This is a genomic window from Gemella massiliensis (assembly GCF_900120125.1).
Lineage (GTDB): Bacteria > Bacillota > Bacilli > Staphylococcales > Gemellaceae > Gemella > Gemella massiliensis.
The window spans coordinates 192,214-212,524 of the sequence record NZ_LT635545.1 but is presented as its reverse complement, the minus strand read 5'-3'; the positions used below and the strand labels follow the sequence as shown (position 1 = coordinate 212,524).

14 protein-coding genes are annotated in these 20,311 nt (G+C 32.4%); 13 read left to right on the top strand and 1 reads right to left on the bottom strand.

The window, feature by feature from the left end:
* The first annotated feature begins 32 nt into the window (after positions 1-32).
* The 5 genes from yedF to selA all read left to right on the top strand — a co-directional run bounded on the left by yedF (position 33) and on the right by selA (position 5,712).
* On the top strand, positions 33-836 hold the full coding sequence (yedF, locus tag BQ7358_RS03725; RefSeq protein WP_062174462.1) for a sulfurtransferase-like selenium metabolism protein YedF: 804 nt from the start codon (positions 33-35) through the stop codon (positions 834-836).
* Positions 837-844: 8 nt separating this feature from the next.
* Complete coding sequence (locus tag BQ7358_RS03720) at positions 845-1,120, top strand: putative Se/S carrier protein (protein WP_062174460.1); 276 nt, start codon at positions 845-847, stop codon at positions 1,118-1,120.
* An 84-nt stretch (positions 1,121-1,204) separates the two neighbouring features.
* Entirely contained in the window at positions 1,205-3,115 is a 1,911-nt protein-coding gene (selB, locus tag BQ7358_RS03715; protein ID WP_072520225.1) for a selenocysteine-specific translation elongation factor, read from the top strand.
* A gap of 35 nt (positions 3,116-3,150) precedes the next feature.
* Positions 3,151-4,302 (top strand): aminotransferase class V-fold PLP-dependent enzyme, encoded by a 1,152-nt coding sequence (locus BQ7358_RS03710; RefSeq protein WP_062174456.1) that lies wholly within the window; start codon positions 3,151-3,153, stop codon positions 4,300-4,302.
* Positions 4,303-4,329: 27 nt separating this feature from the next.
* Positions 4,330-5,712: an L-seryl-tRNA(Sec) selenium transferase gene (selA, locus tag BQ7358_RS03705; RefSeq protein WP_062174454.1), complete on the top strand. Its 1,383-nt coding sequence runs from the start codon at positions 4,330-4,332 to the stop codon at positions 5,710-5,712.
* Between the two features lie 382 nt (positions 5,713-6,094).
* Here selA and BQ7358_RS03700 read toward each other — a convergent pair whose 3' ends face one another.
* Positions 6,095-7,078 carry a DDE-type integrase/transposase/recombinase gene (locus BQ7358_RS03700; RefSeq protein WP_072520185.1) on the bottom strand — a complete coding sequence of 328 codons (984 nt, stop codon included), beginning with the start codon at positions 7,076-7,078 and terminating at the stop codon, positions 6,095-6,097.
* A 218-nt stretch (positions 7,079-7,296) separates the two neighbouring features.
* On the opposite strand from BQ7358_RS03700, the gene tig reads away from it, so the two are divergent.
* The 8 genes from tig (at position 7,297) to BQ7358_RS03660 (ending at position 20,260) form a co-directional block, all read left to right on the top strand.
* Entirely contained in the window at positions 7,297-8,565 is a 1,269-nt protein-coding gene (tig, locus tag BQ7358_RS03695; RefSeq protein WP_072520224.1) for a trigger factor, read from the top strand.
* A 386-nt stretch (positions 8,566-8,951) separates the two neighbouring features.
* On the top strand, positions 8,952-9,143 hold the full coding sequence (locus BQ7358_RS03690; protein WP_021753629.1) for a hypothetical protein: 192 nt from the start codon (positions 8,952-8,954) through the stop codon (positions 9,141-9,143).
* Between the two features lie 607 nt (positions 9,144-9,750).
* Complete coding sequence (locus BQ7358_RS03685) at positions 9,751-10,731, top strand: thiamine pyrophosphate-dependent dehydrogenase E1 component subunit alpha (RefSeq protein ID WP_062174450.1); 981 nt, start codon at positions 9,751-9,753, stop codon at positions 10,729-10,731.
* Between the two features lie 57 nt (positions 10,732-10,788).
* Complete coding sequence (locus BQ7358_RS03680) at positions 10,789-11,781, top strand: alpha-ketoacid dehydrogenase subunit beta (RefSeq protein ID WP_062174448.1); 993 nt, start codon at positions 10,789-10,791, stop codon at positions 11,779-11,781.
* A gap of 32 nt (positions 11,782-11,813) precedes the next feature.
* Positions 11,814-13,205, top strand: coding sequence for a dihydrolipoamide acetyltransferase (locus BQ7358_RS03675; protein ID WP_062174447.1), 1,392 nt, complete (start codon positions 11,814-11,816; stop codon positions 13,203-13,205).
* Positions 13,206-13,265: 60 nt separating this feature from the next.
* A complete protein-coding gene (gene lpdA / locus BQ7358_RS03670) occupies positions 13,266-15,014 on the top strand; it encodes a dihydrolipoyl dehydrogenase (RefSeq protein WP_062174445.1) in 1,749 nt (582 codons plus the stop codon).
* A gap of 551 nt (positions 15,015-15,565) precedes the next feature.
* Positions 15,566-19,621 carry a SpaA isopeptide-forming pilin-related protein gene (locus BQ7358_RS03665; RefSeq protein ID WP_072520223.1) on the top strand — a complete coding sequence of 1,352 codons (4,056 nt, stop codon included), beginning with the start codon at positions 15,566-15,568 and terminating at the stop codon, positions 19,619-19,621.
* 285 nt (positions 19,622-19,906) lie between these two features.
* Positions 19,907-20,260: a YlbF family regulator gene (locus BQ7358_RS03660; RefSeq protein WP_062174440.1), complete on the top strand. Its 354-nt coding sequence runs from the start codon at positions 19,907-19,909 to the stop codon at positions 20,258-20,260.
* The last annotated feature ends 51 nt before the right edge of the window (positions 20,261-20,311 follow it).

The following is a 20,311-nucleotide window of genomic DNA, read 5'->3' as shown; positions in this document are numbered from 1 at the left end:
AAATAAATATTAATACTAAGGAGAAATTCAGCATGAAAAAACAACAATTAAATGCTAAAGGATTGGCTTGTCCTTTACCTGTTATTCAAACAAAAAAATTATTAGTGGAAAATGATGTAGTGGAAACAACGGTTGATAATTTTGTTGCAACTCAAAACTTGGAAAAATTAGCTACTCAGTTAGGATACAATTATTCTATGAAAGAAATATCTAATACAGAGTATATTGTAACAATAAAAAAAGATAAAGATTTAGAAGATGGTGTGGTTATTGATACTTTATTGGATAAATGCGTTGTTCCGGTTACCCAAGCAAAAAGAACATTAGAAGAAGAAACTAAAGTAATATTATTAGTAAAAGCACAAGAAAGTGTAGATAGCCTTGAGAAATTTGCTGCAAAAAATAATTATTCTTTTATAGTAAAAGAAGTAGAAAATGGATATAAAGTAATAATAGAGCGAGAAGAAAAAGAAAAACAACCGGAAATACCTGCGTTTAAAGATGATAGTTATATAGTTGTTATTAATAAAAGTATAATGGGGCATGGTAGTGAAGAATTAGGGAAACGACTAATAAAAGCATATCTTTACGGCTTGACAGAACAAGAAGTGTTACCGCAAAAAATAATATTTTACAATGGTGGAGCATTGTTGGTAGATAAAGAACGTAGTCATGTATTAAACGAACTTCGTGAATTAGATAATCGTGGTGTGGAAATAGTTTGCTGCGGGGCGTGTATAGATTATAATAAAATTGATTTAGCGGTCGGTAATCCGACAAATATGTATTTTATTGTAGAGGATATGAGAAAAGCTAATAAAATTATTCATCCGTAGGAGGCTCAATGGTAGAAGAAGGTTTAGTAGTATTTAACAATACTCATGATGCGATAAAGGCTGATGATATTTGTTTAAAAAAAGGAAATGGAGCTTCGCTTATTCCAACTCATCCCAGTATATCAGTAGGTTGTGGTTTTATGCTGAAAATAGCTTGGGAAAAATTTGATGAATTGGTAAAATTACTTCATGGCGAACAAATAGAATACAAGGGGCTGTACTATTCGAAAAAAATAGGAATTAAAAGAATGGTTGTTGAATTGAAAGATTATGAGTTAAAATAAATTTAAAAAGGAGTGGAACAAAGTAATATAGAGTTTTCTTATTAACTTTGTTCTGCTTTTAATAAAAATTGAGGCGGAAAATAGATGGAAAATAATGTAATAATTGGAACGGCAGGGCATATTGACCATGGGAAGACGACGCTTATAAGAGCATTGAGCGGAATAGAAACAGACACTACCATGGAAGAAAAAGAGCGTGGTATGTCAATAAATTTAGGATTTGCTTATTTTGACCTACCTAGCGGAAAACGCTGCGGTGTTGTTGATGTGCCGGGTCATGAAAAATTTATAAAAAATATGTTAGCAGGAGTAAGTGGCATTAACTTGGTATTGCTTTTGATTGATTCAAGAGAAGGTATTATGCCTCAAACAAAAGAACATATTGATATTTTAACGCTACTGAGTATAAAAAATTATATCATCGTTATGACAAAAATTGATCTTGTAGAAGAAGAATATAGAGAATTGGTAAAAGATGATATAGAAGAATTTATAAAAGGAACCGTGTTAGAAAATTCACCGATTGTAGAAGTTGATTCTATAAGTAAAAAAGGGTTGGATACTCTGTTGGAGATTATTGACAAAAAAACAGAAGATATAGAAGCGAAGAATATAGAAAAAAACGCACGCTTAAACGTCGATCGCTCATTTCAGGTAAAAGGATTTGGCACCGTTGTAACCGGAACTTTGACCGAAGGTGTAGTTGCTGTTGGTGATGAACTTACTATTTATCCCGGTGAAATTAAAGCTAAGGTTAGAAATATCCAAGTACATTCAAAAGATGTAGAAAAAGCCTTTGCCGGTCAAAGAACAGCTATAAATTTGGCGAATATAAAATTTGATGAGATAAGTCGTGGAGATACATTAGCAACAACCGGAAGTCTTACTAAAACGTATATGTTAGACAGCGAGATAACATTAATAGATGATTCGCGGGCTAATCTTGAACTTTGGGACAGGGTTCGACTTTATGTCGGAACTGTTGAAGTTATGGCAAGGATTGTGCCGTTAGGACAAGATGAGTTAAAACAAGGGGATAAAGGGTTTGCCCAGCTACGCCTAGAAGAAGAAGTCGCTGTGAAAAATTATGATAGATTTATCATAAGAACTTATTCACCGATGATAACAATCGGTGGTGGTGTAATTTTAGATGCCAACCCTAAAAAACATCGCCGTTTTAATGAAGAAATACTTAGAAAATTAAAAGTTCAATTAGAAGGAAATTCGAAAGAGTTGGTGGATAATTATTTGTTAACCCATATTCAGTACATTATCCCCAAAAAAGAACTTATTCAAGATTTGCAATTACCAAGTAACGAAATAGAGGAAGATTTATCATCATTATTGGAAGATAAAATAATTTATGAGACGAAATTAGGGTTTATTCACAGTAAAAAATATGAAGAATTGCTGGAAAGATTAAAAATCATTTTAAACGATTATCATAAACGCAATAGGTTAAAAGCAGGTATACCTAAAATCGAACTTATGTCCAAATTTAAGTTGGCACAAAAAGAAGTGCTTGAAATAATAAAGTTATTTATAAAAAATAATGAAGTACATTATATTGGTAATTTAGTTTCGGAAAAAGGTTTTGAAGTTAAATTAGACAATAAGCAAATAGCCGAAAAAAATCGTCTTGAAAAAGAATTGCTGAACGGTGGCTTTACACCGCCAACAATAAAAGATTTGACAAAAGGTATTAAATTCAGTTTGGAGATTTTAGAATCACTGGTGGATAATACTATTATTCGTTTAGATAGCGATTTAGTTTTGCATAAGGATATTCTTGAACAAGCGATAAATATGGTGGAAGATCATTTTAAAACAAATGAAAAACTTACATTGGCAGAGTTTCGTGATATGAGCGGATCAAGTAGAAAATACTCGATGGCTATTTTAGAATATATAGATAAACTTGGAATAACACGTCGTGTAGAAAACTATCGTGTTCTTAGCAAAAAAATAAAAAAGGGGGAAGTTTTAGGAAAATAATATAAAAAATTATTTTACCTAAACAAGAGAATATTATGAGTTATTATTTTGATTATGGTGCAACATCTTTAAAAAAACCAAAAGCTGTTGCTGATAAAGTATACGAAGTATTGTCTTCGGCACAATATGCAAATGCCTCTCGTGGTAGCTATCAGGAGGCTAATAATGCTTTTCGTGCCGTATTTGAAGCAAGAAAAGCAATTTCAGAATTTTTCGGTTTAAAAGATGAAAGTAGATTAGTATTTACAGGCAATTCGACAGAAAGTTTAAATATAGCAATTTTAGGATTACTTAATAAAGAAGATCATGTTATTACGACAACTATGGAACACAATTCTGTATTAAGACCGATTTATTTGGCACATGAAACTATCGGCTGTGAATATACAATTATAAAAGGGGATAAGACAGGACTTATATCTTATGAAGACTTGGAAAATGCGATTAAGCCCAATACAAAAATGATTGCCATTACTCACGGTTCTAATGTGACAGGTAATATTATAGATGTGAGAAAAGTATCGGAAATTTGTAAAAAACACAATCTTATTTTAGTGGTAGATGTTTCGCAAACAGCGGGAGTTATTCCTATTAATGTAGAAAAAGACGGCATTGATATCCTTTGCTTTACAGGACATAAAAGTTTATATGGGCCACAGGGAATTGGTGGTTTATGTGTAAATATGGAATCTCCGGAAATACGCCGTTATAAAGTTGGTGGCAGTGGTGTTCGTACCTTTGACAAAGTTCATCCGGGAGAATATCCGCTACGACTTGAAGCGGGAACTTTAAATACAGCAGGAATTTTGGGATTGTATGAAGGAATAAAATATATAAAAGAAAAAGGTATTGAGAATCTATATAAAAAACAAATGAGCTTTGCCAATAAGTTTTACAATTCTTTAAAAGGTTTGGACTGTCTTGAATTTTATGGAGATTTTTCTAAGAAAAAAACAGCGGTAGTATCACTAAACTTTAAAGGTGTACCGGCAGGAGATGTTGCTGATGTACTGGCAGAAGAGTATAATATCGCCATTCGAGCGGGCGCTCATTGTGCTCCGTTGATGCACGAGGTGCTTGGAACACGTGAGCAAGGTATAGTTAGGTTTTCTTTTTCGAGTATGAATACCGAAGAAGAAATTGATTATGCCATAAATGCAATAAAAAAAATAGCTGAAAATATTTAATTATAAATTTTATAAAGGAGAAGTATTATGCCAAATAAGTTGTTGTCGAAAATACCGGCAATAAATAAGATATTATTGTTGGATAGAATTAAAGAGTTAATAAACTCATATTCGGAAGTAGCGGTAAAATCTGCCATAAAAAGTTATATTGAAAATATAAAAAATAAAATTTTAAATGAAGAATTATATGAAGTACCCAGTTTAGAAAAAATAGTAGACGAAGTTAAAAAAATAGTAGAAAAAGAAGATGAAAATTCATTGCGTCGGGTAATAAATGCAACAGGAACTATTTTACATACAAACTTAGGGAGAAGTTTACTAAGTCAAAAAATAAAGGAAAATATTGAAAGTATAGCATTTAATTATTCAAACTTAGAATTTGACATTGATAATAAAAAACGTGGTAGTCGCTATGTTCACCTAATAGATATTATAAAAAAAATAACAGGAGCTGAAGATGTTCTTGTAGTTAACAATAACGCCGCAGCTGTATTGCTTACACTAAATACTTTGGTAAAGGATAAAGAAATAGTTGTATCACGTGGAGAATTGGTAGAGATTGGTGGAGCATTCAGAATACCTGAAATTATTAAACTAAGTGGCGGGATACCGATTGAAGTAGGAACAACCAATAAAACCCACTTAAAAGATTATGAAAATTCAATAAATGAAAACACCGGTGCATTGCTTAAAGTTCACACCAGCAACTATAAAATATTAGGCTTTACAAAAGAAGTTTCAAACGAAGAAATAGCATATTTAGCACGTGAAAATGAGTTGGTATCTATTAATGACCTAGGAAGCGGTCAGCTTGTTGATTTTTCAAAATATGGTTTACCTTATGAACCGACGGTAAAAGAAGTATTGGATAGCGGTATTGATATTGTAACTTTTAGCGGTGATAAACTCCTTGGTGGGCCACAGGCGGGAATTATCGTAGGTAAAAAAGAATATATAGATAAAATGAAAAAAAATCAACTTACTCGAGCATTACGTGTAGATAAGATGACTTTGGCTGCTTTAGAAGCAACGTTAAAACTTTATTTAGATGAAAAAGTTGCGCTAGAGCATATTCCGACACTGCATATGATCTCATTATCAAAAGAACGTTTATTCGGTAAGGCGGATGTATTAAAGACAAAATTAAGTGATTTAGATTTTATGATAACTATTGAGGAAGACAAGGCTGAAGTGGGCGGCGGAAGTTATCCGGCTAGTAGTTTAGAAAGTGTTGTAGTTAAGTTAGAACATAAAAATTTAAGTTCAACTGAAATAGAAAGAAGATTATTAGAAGTTGAAATACCAATAATTACCAGAATAAAAGATAATAGTATTATTTTAGATATGAGAACATTAAGAACAAGAGAATTTGATTTGGTAAAAAACTCATTGGAAAAAATTACAAAATAATATTATAAAAAGATTAATTTTCTAAATGTAAAGTATCGATAGATTAAAAGAAAAAATTTACCGGATAATTTTTGTAAAAAAATATTTTTTTCTAAATATTCCTGACTAATTTTTCTGAACAATAACGCTATGTACATTTGTAAATGATGTGAGACAAAAAAAGTAAAAAATAAATACCGGATATAATAGAATTACATAGAAGCTAGCTTCTATGTAAACCGTATGAAGCCCCCGACGTAAATTACATTATTTGATTAGATTTGCCAGCTTTAATTCCTTAGAGAACATTTCAGATTTCTAAAACTTATTTGTCAAGGATTTGAAAAAGGCGTAGCCCTTGTCCTTGACAAATAAGTTGTGAAATCTATTATCTAACAAGGAATTAAAGCCGGCATATTTTTATAGACTCTTTCCGTAACTCTTTTCTTTTTTCAACAGGAGAAAGCCAATTTAAAGTCTGCATAGGAAGACGGTTAGAGCGATATAGATACTTTTTCATCTGAGATATAAGATCATCATACGAAAAGAAAGATAAACGCCTGTAAAAACGTTCATTATCATTTCTATGACTACGTTCAACCTTACCGTTATGTCTAGGAGTTCTAGGTCTAATAAGTTGATGTTTAATGCCAAGATTATTACACAATACATCAAAAGGGTGTATTCGTTTAGTATCTTTAAAATGTGTAAATTCAAAACCATTATCAGTTTGAATTATCTTGGGTTTATACCCAAAATAATCAATAGCCATTTTAACAAATTGAACAGTAGAGTATGATGATTGTTCTTTAAAAGGGAAAATAAATCTTTCCCTAGTAGCTTCATCAATGATAGTATATTGATAAAATTTATCAGGAATTTCTCCTACATAACAACGTTTAGGAACATATTTCACATCAAGTTGCCATTTTTTACCAATTTCAGTAGGTGTATTATAGGGTTTAGGTTTATAAGGAATTACTTTTTTCTTAGTATCTTTATAAAAACCTAATTTTCTAAGCACTCTAAATAAAGAACAAGGATGTCTTTTATAACCTTTGTTGAATTTAAGTTTAGCATATAATTCAATCATAGAAATATTAGGATTACGTTTAATAAGATTTTTAATCCAAGACAATTCTTCAACTGTATGGGCGTTAGGGTGAATGGAATGAGGTCTATGAGACTTATCTATAAGAGACTCTTTAGTACCGTCATATTTTTTATTCCAACGCAAAAGAGAGGCTTTTGATATTTTATAGCGCCTACAAACAAAACGAATAGAGTTACCGTTTCTATAAGTTTTAACTGCAGCTATTCTTGTTTGTAAAGTATGAGGTATATATCGTTGTGTTTTTTCTATATTTTCTGTTATAATAGTTTTCATAAGAGTAAATTCCTTTTTTTGATTTGTAGGTAACTTCATTATACAGGATTTACTCTTCTTTTTTTTATTATATGTCTCACATCTATTGTAACACTACACTAATTTTTCTGAACAATAACGCTAATCATTGACTTTTTTAAGCATTTACTATATAATTAATCAAGAGTTTTTTGTATTTTAAACGATAATACTTAAAAGTATTTTTGGAGGAAGAATAAATGTCACAAATTTTAAATAAAGAAGATGGAAAAGTAGTTATCTCTTTTTCAGCATCAAAAGAAGATTTTTCGAAAGGCTTAGATAGAGCATTTGCCAAAGTTGTTAAACGTGTCAATGCACCCGGCTTTAGAAAAGGTAAATTACCTAGACCGGTATTTAACAAAATGTATGGGGAAGAATCTTTATATCAAGATGCGATTGATGCTATTTTACCGGCTGCATATACTAAAGCGTTAGAAGAATTGGAAGTTACACCGTTAGCAGTGCCTGACATTGATGTTAAAGAAATCAGTAAAGAAAATGGCGTAACATTTGAAGCTGATGTAGTAGTTAAACCTGATGTGAAATTAGGTGTGTATAAAGAATTAAACATTGAAAAAGAAACTATTTCTATAACAGATGAAGATGTAGAAGCAAGAATTAAAACTATTTTAGGTCGTGAGGCTGAATGGCAAATAAAAGAAGGAGAATCTAAAAAAGGTGATATAGTAGTAATCGACTTTAAAGGATTCGTTGGCGATGAAGCATTTGAAGGCGGAGAAGCTAAAGGGTATGAATTGGAATTAGGTTCAGGTTCATTTATCCCGGGATTTGAAGAGCAATTAGAAGGAAAAGTTGCACCGGTAGATACGGAAGTGAATGTAACGTTCCCGGAAAATTATCAAGTAGCAGATTTAGCGGGAAAAGCCGCACGTTTTGAAGTGACTATTCACGATGTAAAAGAAAAAATTCTACCGGAATTAACAGATGAGTTTATAAAAGAATTTTCTAAAGAAGCGGCATCAACGGTTGCAGAATATAAAGATAAATTAAAAGAAGAACTTAAACTTGAAAAAGAAGAATTAACAGAAAAAACTCATTCTGATAAAATTATTACAACAGTTGTTGAAAATGCGACTGTCAATATACCCGGAAAATTAATAGAACAAGAGATTGAATCAATGTTTGAACAATTTACCGGTAATTTATCTCGCCAAGGGTTGTCGTTTGACCTATATGAGCAACTTACCGGAAAAGGTACCGATTCGGTAAAAGAAGAAATGAAATCAGAAGCGGAAAATAAAATTAAAACATCATTTGTTTTAGGTGAAATAGCTGAAACAGAAAATGTTGAAGTATCGGAAGAAGAGATTGATTTAGAAGTAAAACAACTGGCTGAAATGTATTCTATGACTGATGAAGGCATTAGAAGTCGTATTAGTGTAGAAAGTTTAGTTTCAGAACTAACAGCTAAAAAAGTTGTTGATTTCTTAAAAGAGAATAACTAACAATAATTAATACTTAAATTATTTTGTAATAGATCCCTAAAGTTAGATAAGAATATGTCTAGCATTAGGGATTTATTTATAGAGTTATTATATGGAGATAAAATAAAAATTTATAGATTAAACAAGGAGAAAGGCTTGCAAATTTGCAAGCCTATATTATGAAAAAAATATTATTAACTGATTATCATTATATAATATCAACTTAAACTATAATTAAAATAAAAGAGAAAATAAAAGTTTACTAATTATTGATTGCTAAATAGTTATAAATGTTGCTAGAGTGCTTATTCGTAATGATTCCTTAATTTGAAATTCTATTGACTATTAGTACATAAACATATAAAATTAAAGTAGAAACAAAAGTAATTTTTAGGAGGAACATTAAAATGGAAAAATGTCAATGTGAACATCACTGCCATTGCCATGATGCTGTAGAAAATTGTGAGTGTGGTAATTGTAAAGAAGGAACTTGTAATTGTGAAGAAAATTGCAAATGTGGTTGTCATAGTGCAAAAGAAGATTGCGAATGTGGTAACTGCAAAACAGGAGAATGTCACTGTAATGACCATGCGGCATAAGGAAAAAAAGAAGGCTGATTTTTGTCGGTCTTCTTTTTTTAATATATTAAACTATATTAGCATGAATAGGAAAGTGATAACGAATATATTGCTTTTTTCTATTTTTAATTTAATAAATTTTAAAAATGCAATATATTTGCTCAGATATTATCACAATTTTGTCACAATATATTTAGAAGAGCAAACAATATATTATTTTCGCCTAAGTAATAAAAGAAATTCACTAAAATGTAAGCGATTTATTGTAAATAATTTAGATACGAAATGAATTTAATATTAATAATATATATATATTAATATTAAAAAATGGAATATATCTTATAAGAGTAATAATTTATTTCTGTATTAATATGAGTATGCAACAGAGAATTTCTATATTATCACAGATTAAATTGAAAATAAAAGCGAATATAGTAAAATCCTAATAGCTGTTTATAAATGTTGAAAATCAGTGTTAAATAAAGGGGGTTTTTAAGGCAAAGCAAATATTATTATTTTATTTCAGTTTGAAAATTTGACAACCAATTTTAAAAGTTGTATATTAGTGGAGTAATATATGAATACATAATTTATATACATTTAATATATATTAACTTTGGAGGTTATTATGGTAAAAACATCAAAAGACTTAACTAAACAAGAGCATTTAGAAATGTATGAACTAATGCAACTTATAAGAGATTTTGATATGGAGTTAAGTAAACTATACTCACGTGGTTTAGTTCATGGTATGACTCACTATTCTGTAGGAGAGGAGGCAGCAAATGTCGGTGCAATCTACCCGTTAAAAAAAGAAGATTTAATGTATTCTAATCATCGTGGTCATGGACAAACAATCGCAAAAGGTATCGAAATTGATCGTATGATGGCGGAAATTCTTGGTAAAGCGACCGGACAATGTAAAGGACGTGGAGGGAGTATGCACGTTTATGATTTAGAGCATGGGAACATGGGTTGCAACGGTATTGTAGGTGGCGGACACGGATTAAGCACAGGAGCTGCCTTAGCACAAAAAATGAAAAAAACCGATAATATCGTTGTATGTTGTATGGGAGATGGTGCAACAAATGAAGGAAGTTTCCACGAATGTTTGAACATGGCATCTAACTGGGATTTACCACTTATTTTCTATGTAATTAATAATAAATATGGTATTTCAATGGCGCAAGAAAGATGTATGCGTGTTGAAAAAATTACCGAACGTGCTGCCGCTTATAGAATTAAAGGTATCCATGTAGAAGATGGTAACGATGTTCTAGCAGTGTATGATGCAATGCAAGAAGCTATTGAGCATACAAGAAGCGGTAAAGGGCCTGTGTTGGTTGAAGCTGTATCGTATCGTTGGTTCGGTCACTCTGCTTCTGATGCCGGAAAATATCGTAGTCGTGAAGAAGTAGCGGAATGGAAGAAAAAAGATCCTAACGTAAAATATAAAAAATTCTTATTAGAAAATAATATTGCGACAGAAGAAGAATTAAAAGAAATTGAAACTAGAGCAAATGCAACTATCAATGATGCGGTAGAATTTGCAAAAGAATCACCACTATCTGAACCGGAAGTTGCATTCCAAGATAACTACGCTGATTAATTTGCGTAATATTTAATAAATACCAGAATAATATTTATACATAGGAGATTGATAGTTATGACTAAAGAAACAAAAATTATGACAATTCGTGAAGCCATCAAAGAAGCGATGACTCATGAAATGCGTGAAGATGAAAATGTATTTTTAATGGGTGAAGATGTCGGTATCTTCGGAGGAGATTTCGGTACTACTGTCGGTATGCTGGAAGAATTTGGCGAAGAACGTATAATTGATACACCGATTAGTGAAGCGGCTATTAACGGAGCAGCGGCAGGAGCTGCTTCTGTAGGAATGCGTCCAATCGTTGATGTAACATTCATGGATTTCGTAACAATAGCAATGGATGCTATCGTCAACCAAGCGGCTCCGATGCGCTATATGTTAGGTGGAGATGTTCAAGTGCCGGTAGTATACCGTTGTGCTTCCGGTGCGGGAACAGGAGCTGCAGCACAACACACTAAAGCATTAGAAGCGTGGTTTTGTCATATTCCGGGCTTAAAAGTAGTAGCACCGGGAACGGCGGGTGATGTTTACTCTATTTTGAGAGCATCTGTAAGAGATAATAACCCTGTTATCTTTATTGAACCAAAGGCATTATTTGGGCGTAAAGGTGAGGTAGAAGTTGGGAAAATTGGTGTTATCGGCAAAGGGGACATTAAAGCTGAAGGTAGCGATATTACATTAGTTAGTTGGGGACGTATGCTGGAGCGTAGTTTAGAAGCTGCAAAAGAGCTGAAAGAAGAAGGCATTTCGGTAGAAGTAGTAGATCCGATTACTTTAGTACCGCTGGATACTGATATTATTGTGAAATCAGTTAAGAAAACAGGTAAATTAGTAGTATGCCACGATTCATTTAAAACCGGCGGTTTTGGGGGAGAAATTGTTGCGCGTATTGCAGAAAGTGATGCGTTTGATTTCTTGGATAGTCCTATATACCGTGTGGCAGGAGCTGATACAAATATTCCATCAGCTAAAAATTTAGAAAAATTAGTTGTTCCGGATGTAGAAGACATTAAAGAAACAATTAAAAAAGCGATAAATAAAAAATAATAATTTAGTTAGCGAAGGATGTGAAATACAAAATGGCAGTAGAGGTTATTATGCCAAAAGCCGGCAGTGAAATGGAAGAGGGCGAAATCGTACAATGGTTTAAAAAAGAAGGAGATCATGTAGAAGCAGGAGAAGTCCTATTAGAAATCGTCACTGATAAAGTAAATATGGAAGTAGAAGCTGACGCTAGCGGTACACTTTTAAAAATATTGGCACAAGCTGGGGATGTAGTCCCTGTGGTACAAACTATCGCATGGATAGGGGAAAAAGGAGAAGAAATTCCCGGAGCAAGTGCAACAGGAGAGGTAGCACCAGCGGAAACAATAGTAGAGAAAAAAGTTGATGTGACGCCGGTTAAGGAAATAGAAAAAATAGATTATTCAGGATTGCGTGCAACACCTGCGGCAAGAGCGTATGCACGTGAAAAAGGAATTGATTTAGCAAAAGTTAAAGGAACAGGTGCTAAAGGACGTATTCACAAAGAAGATGTACTTGAATATAAACTTAACAGCAAGGTGAAAATTTCTCCGTTAGCAGAACGTATTGCTGAAATTGAGGGAGTTAGTACAACAGGTATTGTCGGTACGGGACCAAACGGTAAGATTATGAAAGCAGATGTGCTTGCAGTGCTTCATGGTACACCGAAAGCGGCACCGGTGAAAAAAGAAGAGGTAGCACCGGCAAAAGCTAAAAAAGCGCCGCTTGCACCTAATGAAAATCAATGGGGCGTTGTTGAAACGGTACCTATGTCGCCGATGCGTAAAGTTATTTCTAAACGTATGAGTGAATCTTATTTCAGCGCACCGACTTTTGTAGTTAATGTTGAAGTGGATATGACGGAACTATTAGCATTACGTAAAAAAGTTGTTGATACAATCATAGAAGAAACAGGTAAAAAAGCAACGGTAACTGACTTTATTTCATTAGCAGTTATTAAATCATTGATGAAACATCCGTATGTAAATGCTTCATTATCAAAAGATGAGAAAGAGATGTATCTACATCATTATGTAAACTTATCAATAGCTGTAGGTATGGACAGCGGATTAGTGGTACCGGTAATTAAAGGTGCAGATAAAATGAGTCTTAAAGAGTTAGTGGTAGCTTCTAAAGAAATTACAACAAAAGCTCTTAACGGAAAATTAAAACCGGACGAAATGGCTGATTCAACATTTACAATCAGTAATTTAGGTATGTACGGTGTTAAAAGTTTTGTACCTATTATAAACCAACCTAATACAGCAATTTTAGGTGTTAGTGCAACTGTACCGAAACCGGTTGTAATGAACGGCGAAATAGTTGTAAGACCGATTATGACTCTTACCTTAACAGCAGATCACCGTGTAGTAGACGGATTAGAGGGGGCTAAATTCATGAAGACATTGAAAGAAGCTATTGAAAATCCACTATCATTACTAATCTAATAATGATATAATGTTAAAGAGAAAATATATATAAACTAGTATTTAAGGAGTGAGAAAAACATGGCAGTAGAAGTTATTATGCCAAAAGCCGGTAGTGAAATGGAAGAAGGCGAAATCGTACAATGGTTTAAAAACGAAGGGGACGAAGTTAAAGAGGGTGAAGTCCTACTTGAAATTGTAACTGACAAAGTAAATATGGAAGTGGAAGCCGAAGCGAGCGGAACATTATTAAAAATCTTACATCCGGCAGGATCAACAGTGCCGGTAGTGCAAACAATCGCATGGATCGGACAACCCGGTGAAGAAATACCGAGTGCGGATGGAACGGTAGCGGAAGCTCAAGAAGTAGTAAAAGAAGTTGCAGCTGATGTCAAAGTTCCGGAAACTAAAAAAGAAAAAGTATTACCGAAACGTGAACGTCGTGGAGAATACGATGTTGCCGTTATCGGTGGTGGACCTGCCGGTTATGTTGCAGCTATTAAGGCGGCTCAATTAGGTGGAAAAGTAGCATTAGTTGAAAATCGTGAACTAGGTGGAACTTGCCTAAATCGTGGTTGTATCCCGACAAAAACATTCTTACACAATGCAGAAATTATTAACTATATTCACTCAGCAAAAGATCGTGGTATTAAACTTGTGAATGATGCCTTTACGGTGGATATGGAAAGAACCGTAGCGGTTAAAAATAAAGTTTCTAAAACATTATCAGGTGGAGTGGCAGGACTTCTTAAATCTTATGGTGTTAAAGTATTTAACGGTGTAGGTAGATTAACAGCCGATAAAAAAGTTGTTGTTGATGATAAAGAAACTATTGATGCTGATAACGTAATTTTAGCAGGTGGTTCTAAAGTTAGCAGAATTAATATTCCGGGAATGGATAGCGATAAAGTATTAACAAGTGATGAATTTTTAGATATTACGGAAGTACCGTCACGTTTAGCTGTTATTGGTGGTGGTGTAATCGGTTCTGAATTAGGACAGGCATTTGCAACATTCGGTTCTAAAGTGACTATTGTTGAAATGGCTGACAGATTAATCGCCAATATGGATAAAGATGCTTCTGTAGCATTAGAAAAACAATTTAGAAAACAAGGAATTAACGTTCTTACTTCAACTAAATTACTGGAAATTGTTGATAAAGGGCATGAAGTGGTAGTTAAAGTAGAAGGTAAAGCTGATATTGTAGCAGATAAAGTATTATTATCTATCGGACGTGTACCGGATAACACTTGTCTTGGAGAGCTAGCAGGTAAATTCGAAATGGAACGTGGACGTGTGAAAGTTGACGAGTATATGGAAACATCTGTAAAAGGTATTTATGCACCGGGAGATATTAACGGTACTAAGATGTTAGCACATGCAGCGTTCAAAATGGGAGAAGTTGCTGCTGAAAATGCAATGGGACATAGTAAAAAAGTTGACCTTAAGTCTACTCCGGCAGCAATTTATACACACCCGGAAGTTGCAATGGTAGGTTTAACAGAAGATCAGGCTCGTGAAAAACATGATGTAAAAGTTGGGCGTTTCAACTTTGCTGCTAATGGACGTTCATTAGCCTCTAACCAAGGTGAAGGGTTTGTTAAAGTAATTATGGATACTAAATATAGAGAAATTTTGGGTATTCATATTGTTGGACCTGTAGCGGCTGAAATTATTAACGAAGGATCAACGCTTATCCAAACAGAAATGACAATTGATGATGTGATGGATATTATTCATGGACACCCAACATATTCAGAAGCATTATATGAGGCTATGGCTGACTGTATTGATATGTGTATACATGCTCCTAAAAAGAAAAATAAATAATTAAAGAGAAAATATAAACCAACTCTCTAAAATTTGGATAAAAGTTTTAAGAGTTGGTTTTTTATTTGAGAAAATCTATAAATAAGGTTATCAGTAAAGAAATTTTTAAAAAATTTAGAATAATTAATTAAAAATATTTTCTTTTATTAATTTATATAATAATAATGATAGTATCTATAATTATAAGTCATGTTATGGAAATTTTTTTTAAATTTTAATTAATAAATTTTTATTATAGGATATTATTTTCTACCGCAATGCAGTATATCCTAATATTTTCTTTATGATATTATTAGTAAGATATAAAAAAATATGGTACAATCTATAGTGGGAAGTAAAAAAGATGATCTGGGGATTAATATTAAGGATAGGGTTTTAAATAACATATCTTTAAGTAATACAATAGGACATCTTTTTTATTTTTAAGTTTTAGTGAGTTGTTATATATATCAAGGAGGAAAAATAATGAAAAAATTTAAAATAGAGAATTGAAATTTTATTAAAAGAATTTACTCACAGCATTATTTTAAAGAAAGGAATGTTATTAACTAATGTCAATACTAAAAAAGAAAAAATTTAAAAATATAGTTAAGTTGCTAGGTATAACTGTTATATTTTTAATAACAACTATAATGAACAGCTTTATAAACAATAAAGCTGCTTACTCGGAGAATATAAAAGGATATCCTAATGTTGCAACCGCAACCTCTCCTGATAATATCTATCACGCTAAGGATAAAGCGAACAGATTACAAATTTATACCTCTGACGGTAAGGTAGCTGAAGATTTTACATTTTGTATAAATGAGGGTAAAGGAACTCCTACATATGACAATAACAGCGGTCATAGCTACGGTACATTTGAACGACTTAGCGGTTCGGATGCAACTACCCTAGTTAATGAGTATAAACGTAACCACGCTAATAACGGGTATCTTGGAGAAGTTACAATCCCGAATAATTTGAATGAACAACAATTTCATGAGCAAATTACCAAATTAATTTATATTTATCAGAAAGATAGAACTAATATTTTAGGTAGATCAGGGCTTGAGGCCTTAGGAGAAGCTCCTGCACGTAATGGGTTCTGGAATGTTATTCAAGACTGGGTATATTATTATACAGAAGGTGGAGGTAAGCACCCTACAAAATATGACTATCCGGCACAAAATGCTGCTTCTCAGATGGTAGGAGAATTGATAAAAAAACCTATTAAAGAAATAATTCCCGATGAAGATTTATTCGAATTAAGAGTCTATAAATCACAACCTATTGGAGGAATATGGACTAAAGGGGTTCAATCAATAGTTACAGGACGTATTACAACTAAACCTGCGGTATATTTCGGTAAACAAGCCTATAAAGAAGGGATTACCAATGAAGAAATAAAAGATATTTATACAAAAGAACAATGTTTAGCAGGTGCAAAATTTAAAATATTGGATGAAAACGGAAAACCGCTTGTGCTGGGCGATACAACAACAGAATTAAGTTGGGAAACAAACGGAAAACTTCAAGGTGTGCTATTAAATGCCGGAACATATTATTTAGTTGAGGAAAAAGCACCTGACGGTTATGAAAAAGAAGCCAATATTAAATTCCAAGTTGGGACAGACGGTAAAGTTAGCGTTCAGGAAAGTAGTACGGTAAAACTAGTCGATAATAATATTATTGTTTTAGATAAAAAAACAGAAACTAATAACTATAAGGTAAAAATTAAAAAAATTGGTGACGGTAATGTTATGATTTCCGGAGCTAATTTGGAACTGAAAAAAGATGACGGTAGTGTTGTAGGAACATGGACATCAGATAAAAACTTTGAAAAAGAGTTTAGCTTAAAAGAAGGAAAATATGTTTTAACAGAAAAATCTGCACCTAACGGTTACAAAAAAATTGATAAAGATATTGAATTTACAGTTGATAATCAAGGTAAAATTAAAGTTACAAGCGGAAATGAAGATGTTAATTTAACAGAACAGGATAAAACTTTAGAACTTAAAAATAAACAAGTTGAATTTATCGGAACTTATGCAACAACTAAGATAAATGATGTAGAAACCGGTAAAGAAGTAACAGTAAATAATAATACAACAGATAAAATAACTATTTTGGATCGCATTGATTATACAGGATTTTCATCAGGAAAATATGTTGCTTTTGCAAGTTTGATTAAAAATAATGATGAAAATAATGTTGTAGCAACAGCGAAAAAAGACTTTGAAGTCAAAAATAATGAAAGCAAAGGTTCAGTAACTGTTGATTTAAGTTTACAAACAGATAAACTAGATAAAGATAACAGTAATAAATTTACCGTTCTTGAAAAAGTATATAAAGCAGAAGATGTTCAAAACGGTACTGTGCAGGCAGGGAAAAAACCTGTAGCAGAGCATGTCGTTAAAGATGATCAAAACCAAACGGTTACAATTAAATCTATAGAGCAAAGTTTTGTATTTAACTTCTGGAAAGTTGATGAAAATGATAAACCGTTAAAAGGTGCAAGACTTAGAATTCTTGATGAACAAGGTAATCAAGTTCCATACCAAATTTGGAATTCATTAGAGGATAAATTTACACCGATTACACTTAAAGCAGGTACTTACACTTTAAATGAGGTTGTAACACCGAACGGGTATTACACACTTACAGATAAAAAATTCACTGTTGATACTAAAGGACAACTTAAATTTGAAAATATGGACGGAATAAAAATCAAATCCGAAGCAGGTGTAGGTTTTGAAATTCGTGTTACTAATAAGAAAATTGTGTCAAGTTTACAAACAACAGTAGAAGTAAATGGACAAAGTTCAACTACAGGACAACCGGCAGAAGTAACAGAAAACAAAGACGGGGTGAATGTAGTAGATACAATAAAATATAAAGGTTTAATTCCAAAACAAAAATATGAAGTAGTAGGTACTTTATACGAAGTTAAAGATGGGAAACTGGTAGATCCAAGTAAACCTATCACAATAAGTAACGGAGACGGCGAATATACAGTTTCAGATTCAGGTGAAGGTGAATGGAAATTAAACTTCGGAAAAGTGGACGGAGTGGAAGCCGGAAAATCATATGTAGTATATGAAACAGCAACTTCATTAGAAAAACTGGTAGATGAAGATGGTGACGGTAAACTGGATAAAAAACATGAAGTAGAACATAAAGATCCAAAAGATAAAGCACAAACATTTGTAGTAAAACCAAAAACACCTGAACAAAAAGAAGTACAATTCAGTAAAATAAATGTAGGTGGAAAAGAAATAGCCGGAGCAGAAATCCAAATAAAAGATGCTCAAGGAACAGTAGTGGAAAAATGGACTTCAAAAGAGAATGAAACTCATAAAGTAAAATTAACAGAAGGAACATATACATTCCACGAAGAAGCAGCACCAAATGGATATGTTAAAGTAACAGATATAACATTTACAGTAGATAAAGACGGAAATGTAAAAGTAACAAAAGAAAATGGAAATACTGTAAAAGCCGAAGGTAACAAACTAACAGTAACCGACCAAGAGGAACCTGTAACACCACAACCGAAGGAAGTACAAATCAGTAAAGTAGATTTAGGTGGAAAAGAACTGACAGGAGCGAAAATTAAAATCTTTAAAGATGGAAAACCTGTAGAGGAGTGGACATCAACAAATAAAGTACACAAAGTTAATTTAACAGAAGGAACATATACATTCCATGAAGAAGCAGCACCGGAAGGATACTTAGCGGTAACAGATATAACATTTACAGTAGATAAAGACGGAAAAGTCAAAGTAACAAATGTAAATGGAAATATTGTAAATGCACAAGGAAATAAACTAACAGTAACCGATAAAGATAAACCGCAACGGGAACAACCGAAAGAAGTGCAATTCAGTAAAGTAAACTTAGGTGGAAAAGAAATCGCCGGAGCAAAAATTCAAATCAAACAAGGAAATAAAGTAGTAGAAAGCTGGACATCAGCTGAAAACAACACATATAAATTAAAACTGGCAGCAGGAACATATACATTCCATGAAGAAGCAGCGCCGGAAGGATACTTAACGGTAACAGATATAACATTTACAGTAGATAAAAACGGAAACGTAAAAGCAACAAATGTAAATGGAAATATTGTAAATGCACAAGGAAATAAACTAACAGTAACCGATAAAGATAAACCGCAACCGGAACAACCGAAAGAAGTACAATTCAGTAAAGTAAACTTAGGTGGAAAAGAAATCGCCGGAGCAAAAATCCAAATTCTAAAAGATGGAAAAGTAATAGAAAGCTGGACATCAGTTGAAAACAAAACACATAAATTAAAACTGACAGCAGGAACATATACATTCCATGAAGAAGCAGCACCGGAAGGATACTTAGCGGTAACAGATATAACGTTTACAGTGAATAAAGACGGAAACGTAAAAATAACAAATGTAAATGGAAACACTGCAAAAGCAGAAGGAAATAAACTAACAGTTACCGATAAAGATAAACCAAAAGATCCGATACCGCAAAAACCAAAACCGAACTTACCTAAAACAGGATTAACAGGTAACGGTATGGCGGAAGTAATAGGAGGATTGTTACTAGTCGGAGCGGCATTAGCTTACTCAAGAAGAAGAAAAGGTTAATAACTAACCGAATAAAAACTGACCTAAAAAATTCTAATAGAATTTACCTATTAGCAGTCAGATTCAGTGGTTTATTAATTTGGGAATATATTAAAAGAGTTTTTTCCAAATCTAATAAAACTGTAGGGGTGACTTAACAAAATCAATTTTTAACGAAATCAGGATTTTCAAGTCGCTCCTTTTTTGTAGTATATCAATAAAAATTTTAAATATAACTTTATTATTGTCAAAAAAGGTTAAACTATGATACAATGTAGAAAAACACATTTAGGAGCGTAAATAATTATGGTAAATATTTATGATAAAGCAAACGAATTTGAAAGAGCATTAAGAAATAGTGATGAATATCAAGCATCAATAAAAGCTACAGAAGCATTATATGCAGATGAAGAAGCTAAAAAATTATATACTGAATTTGTATCAGTACAAAAAAAAATAATGGAAAAAGCAGATTCTGATAGTGAGCAATCAAAAGAAGAATTAAAAAACCTTGAAGAAATTCAACAAAAATTAATGGCTAATTCAAAATTTTTAGAGTTTATGCAAGTTCAACAAAAATTACAAATTCTTATTGAGGATTTGAATAAAATAATGTATAAACCGTTGGATGAATTATTTGAAAAATATGGAAATCAATAAAAATAATTTTTTATAAAATATGTAAATGAACAATATCCCATAAAACTCATT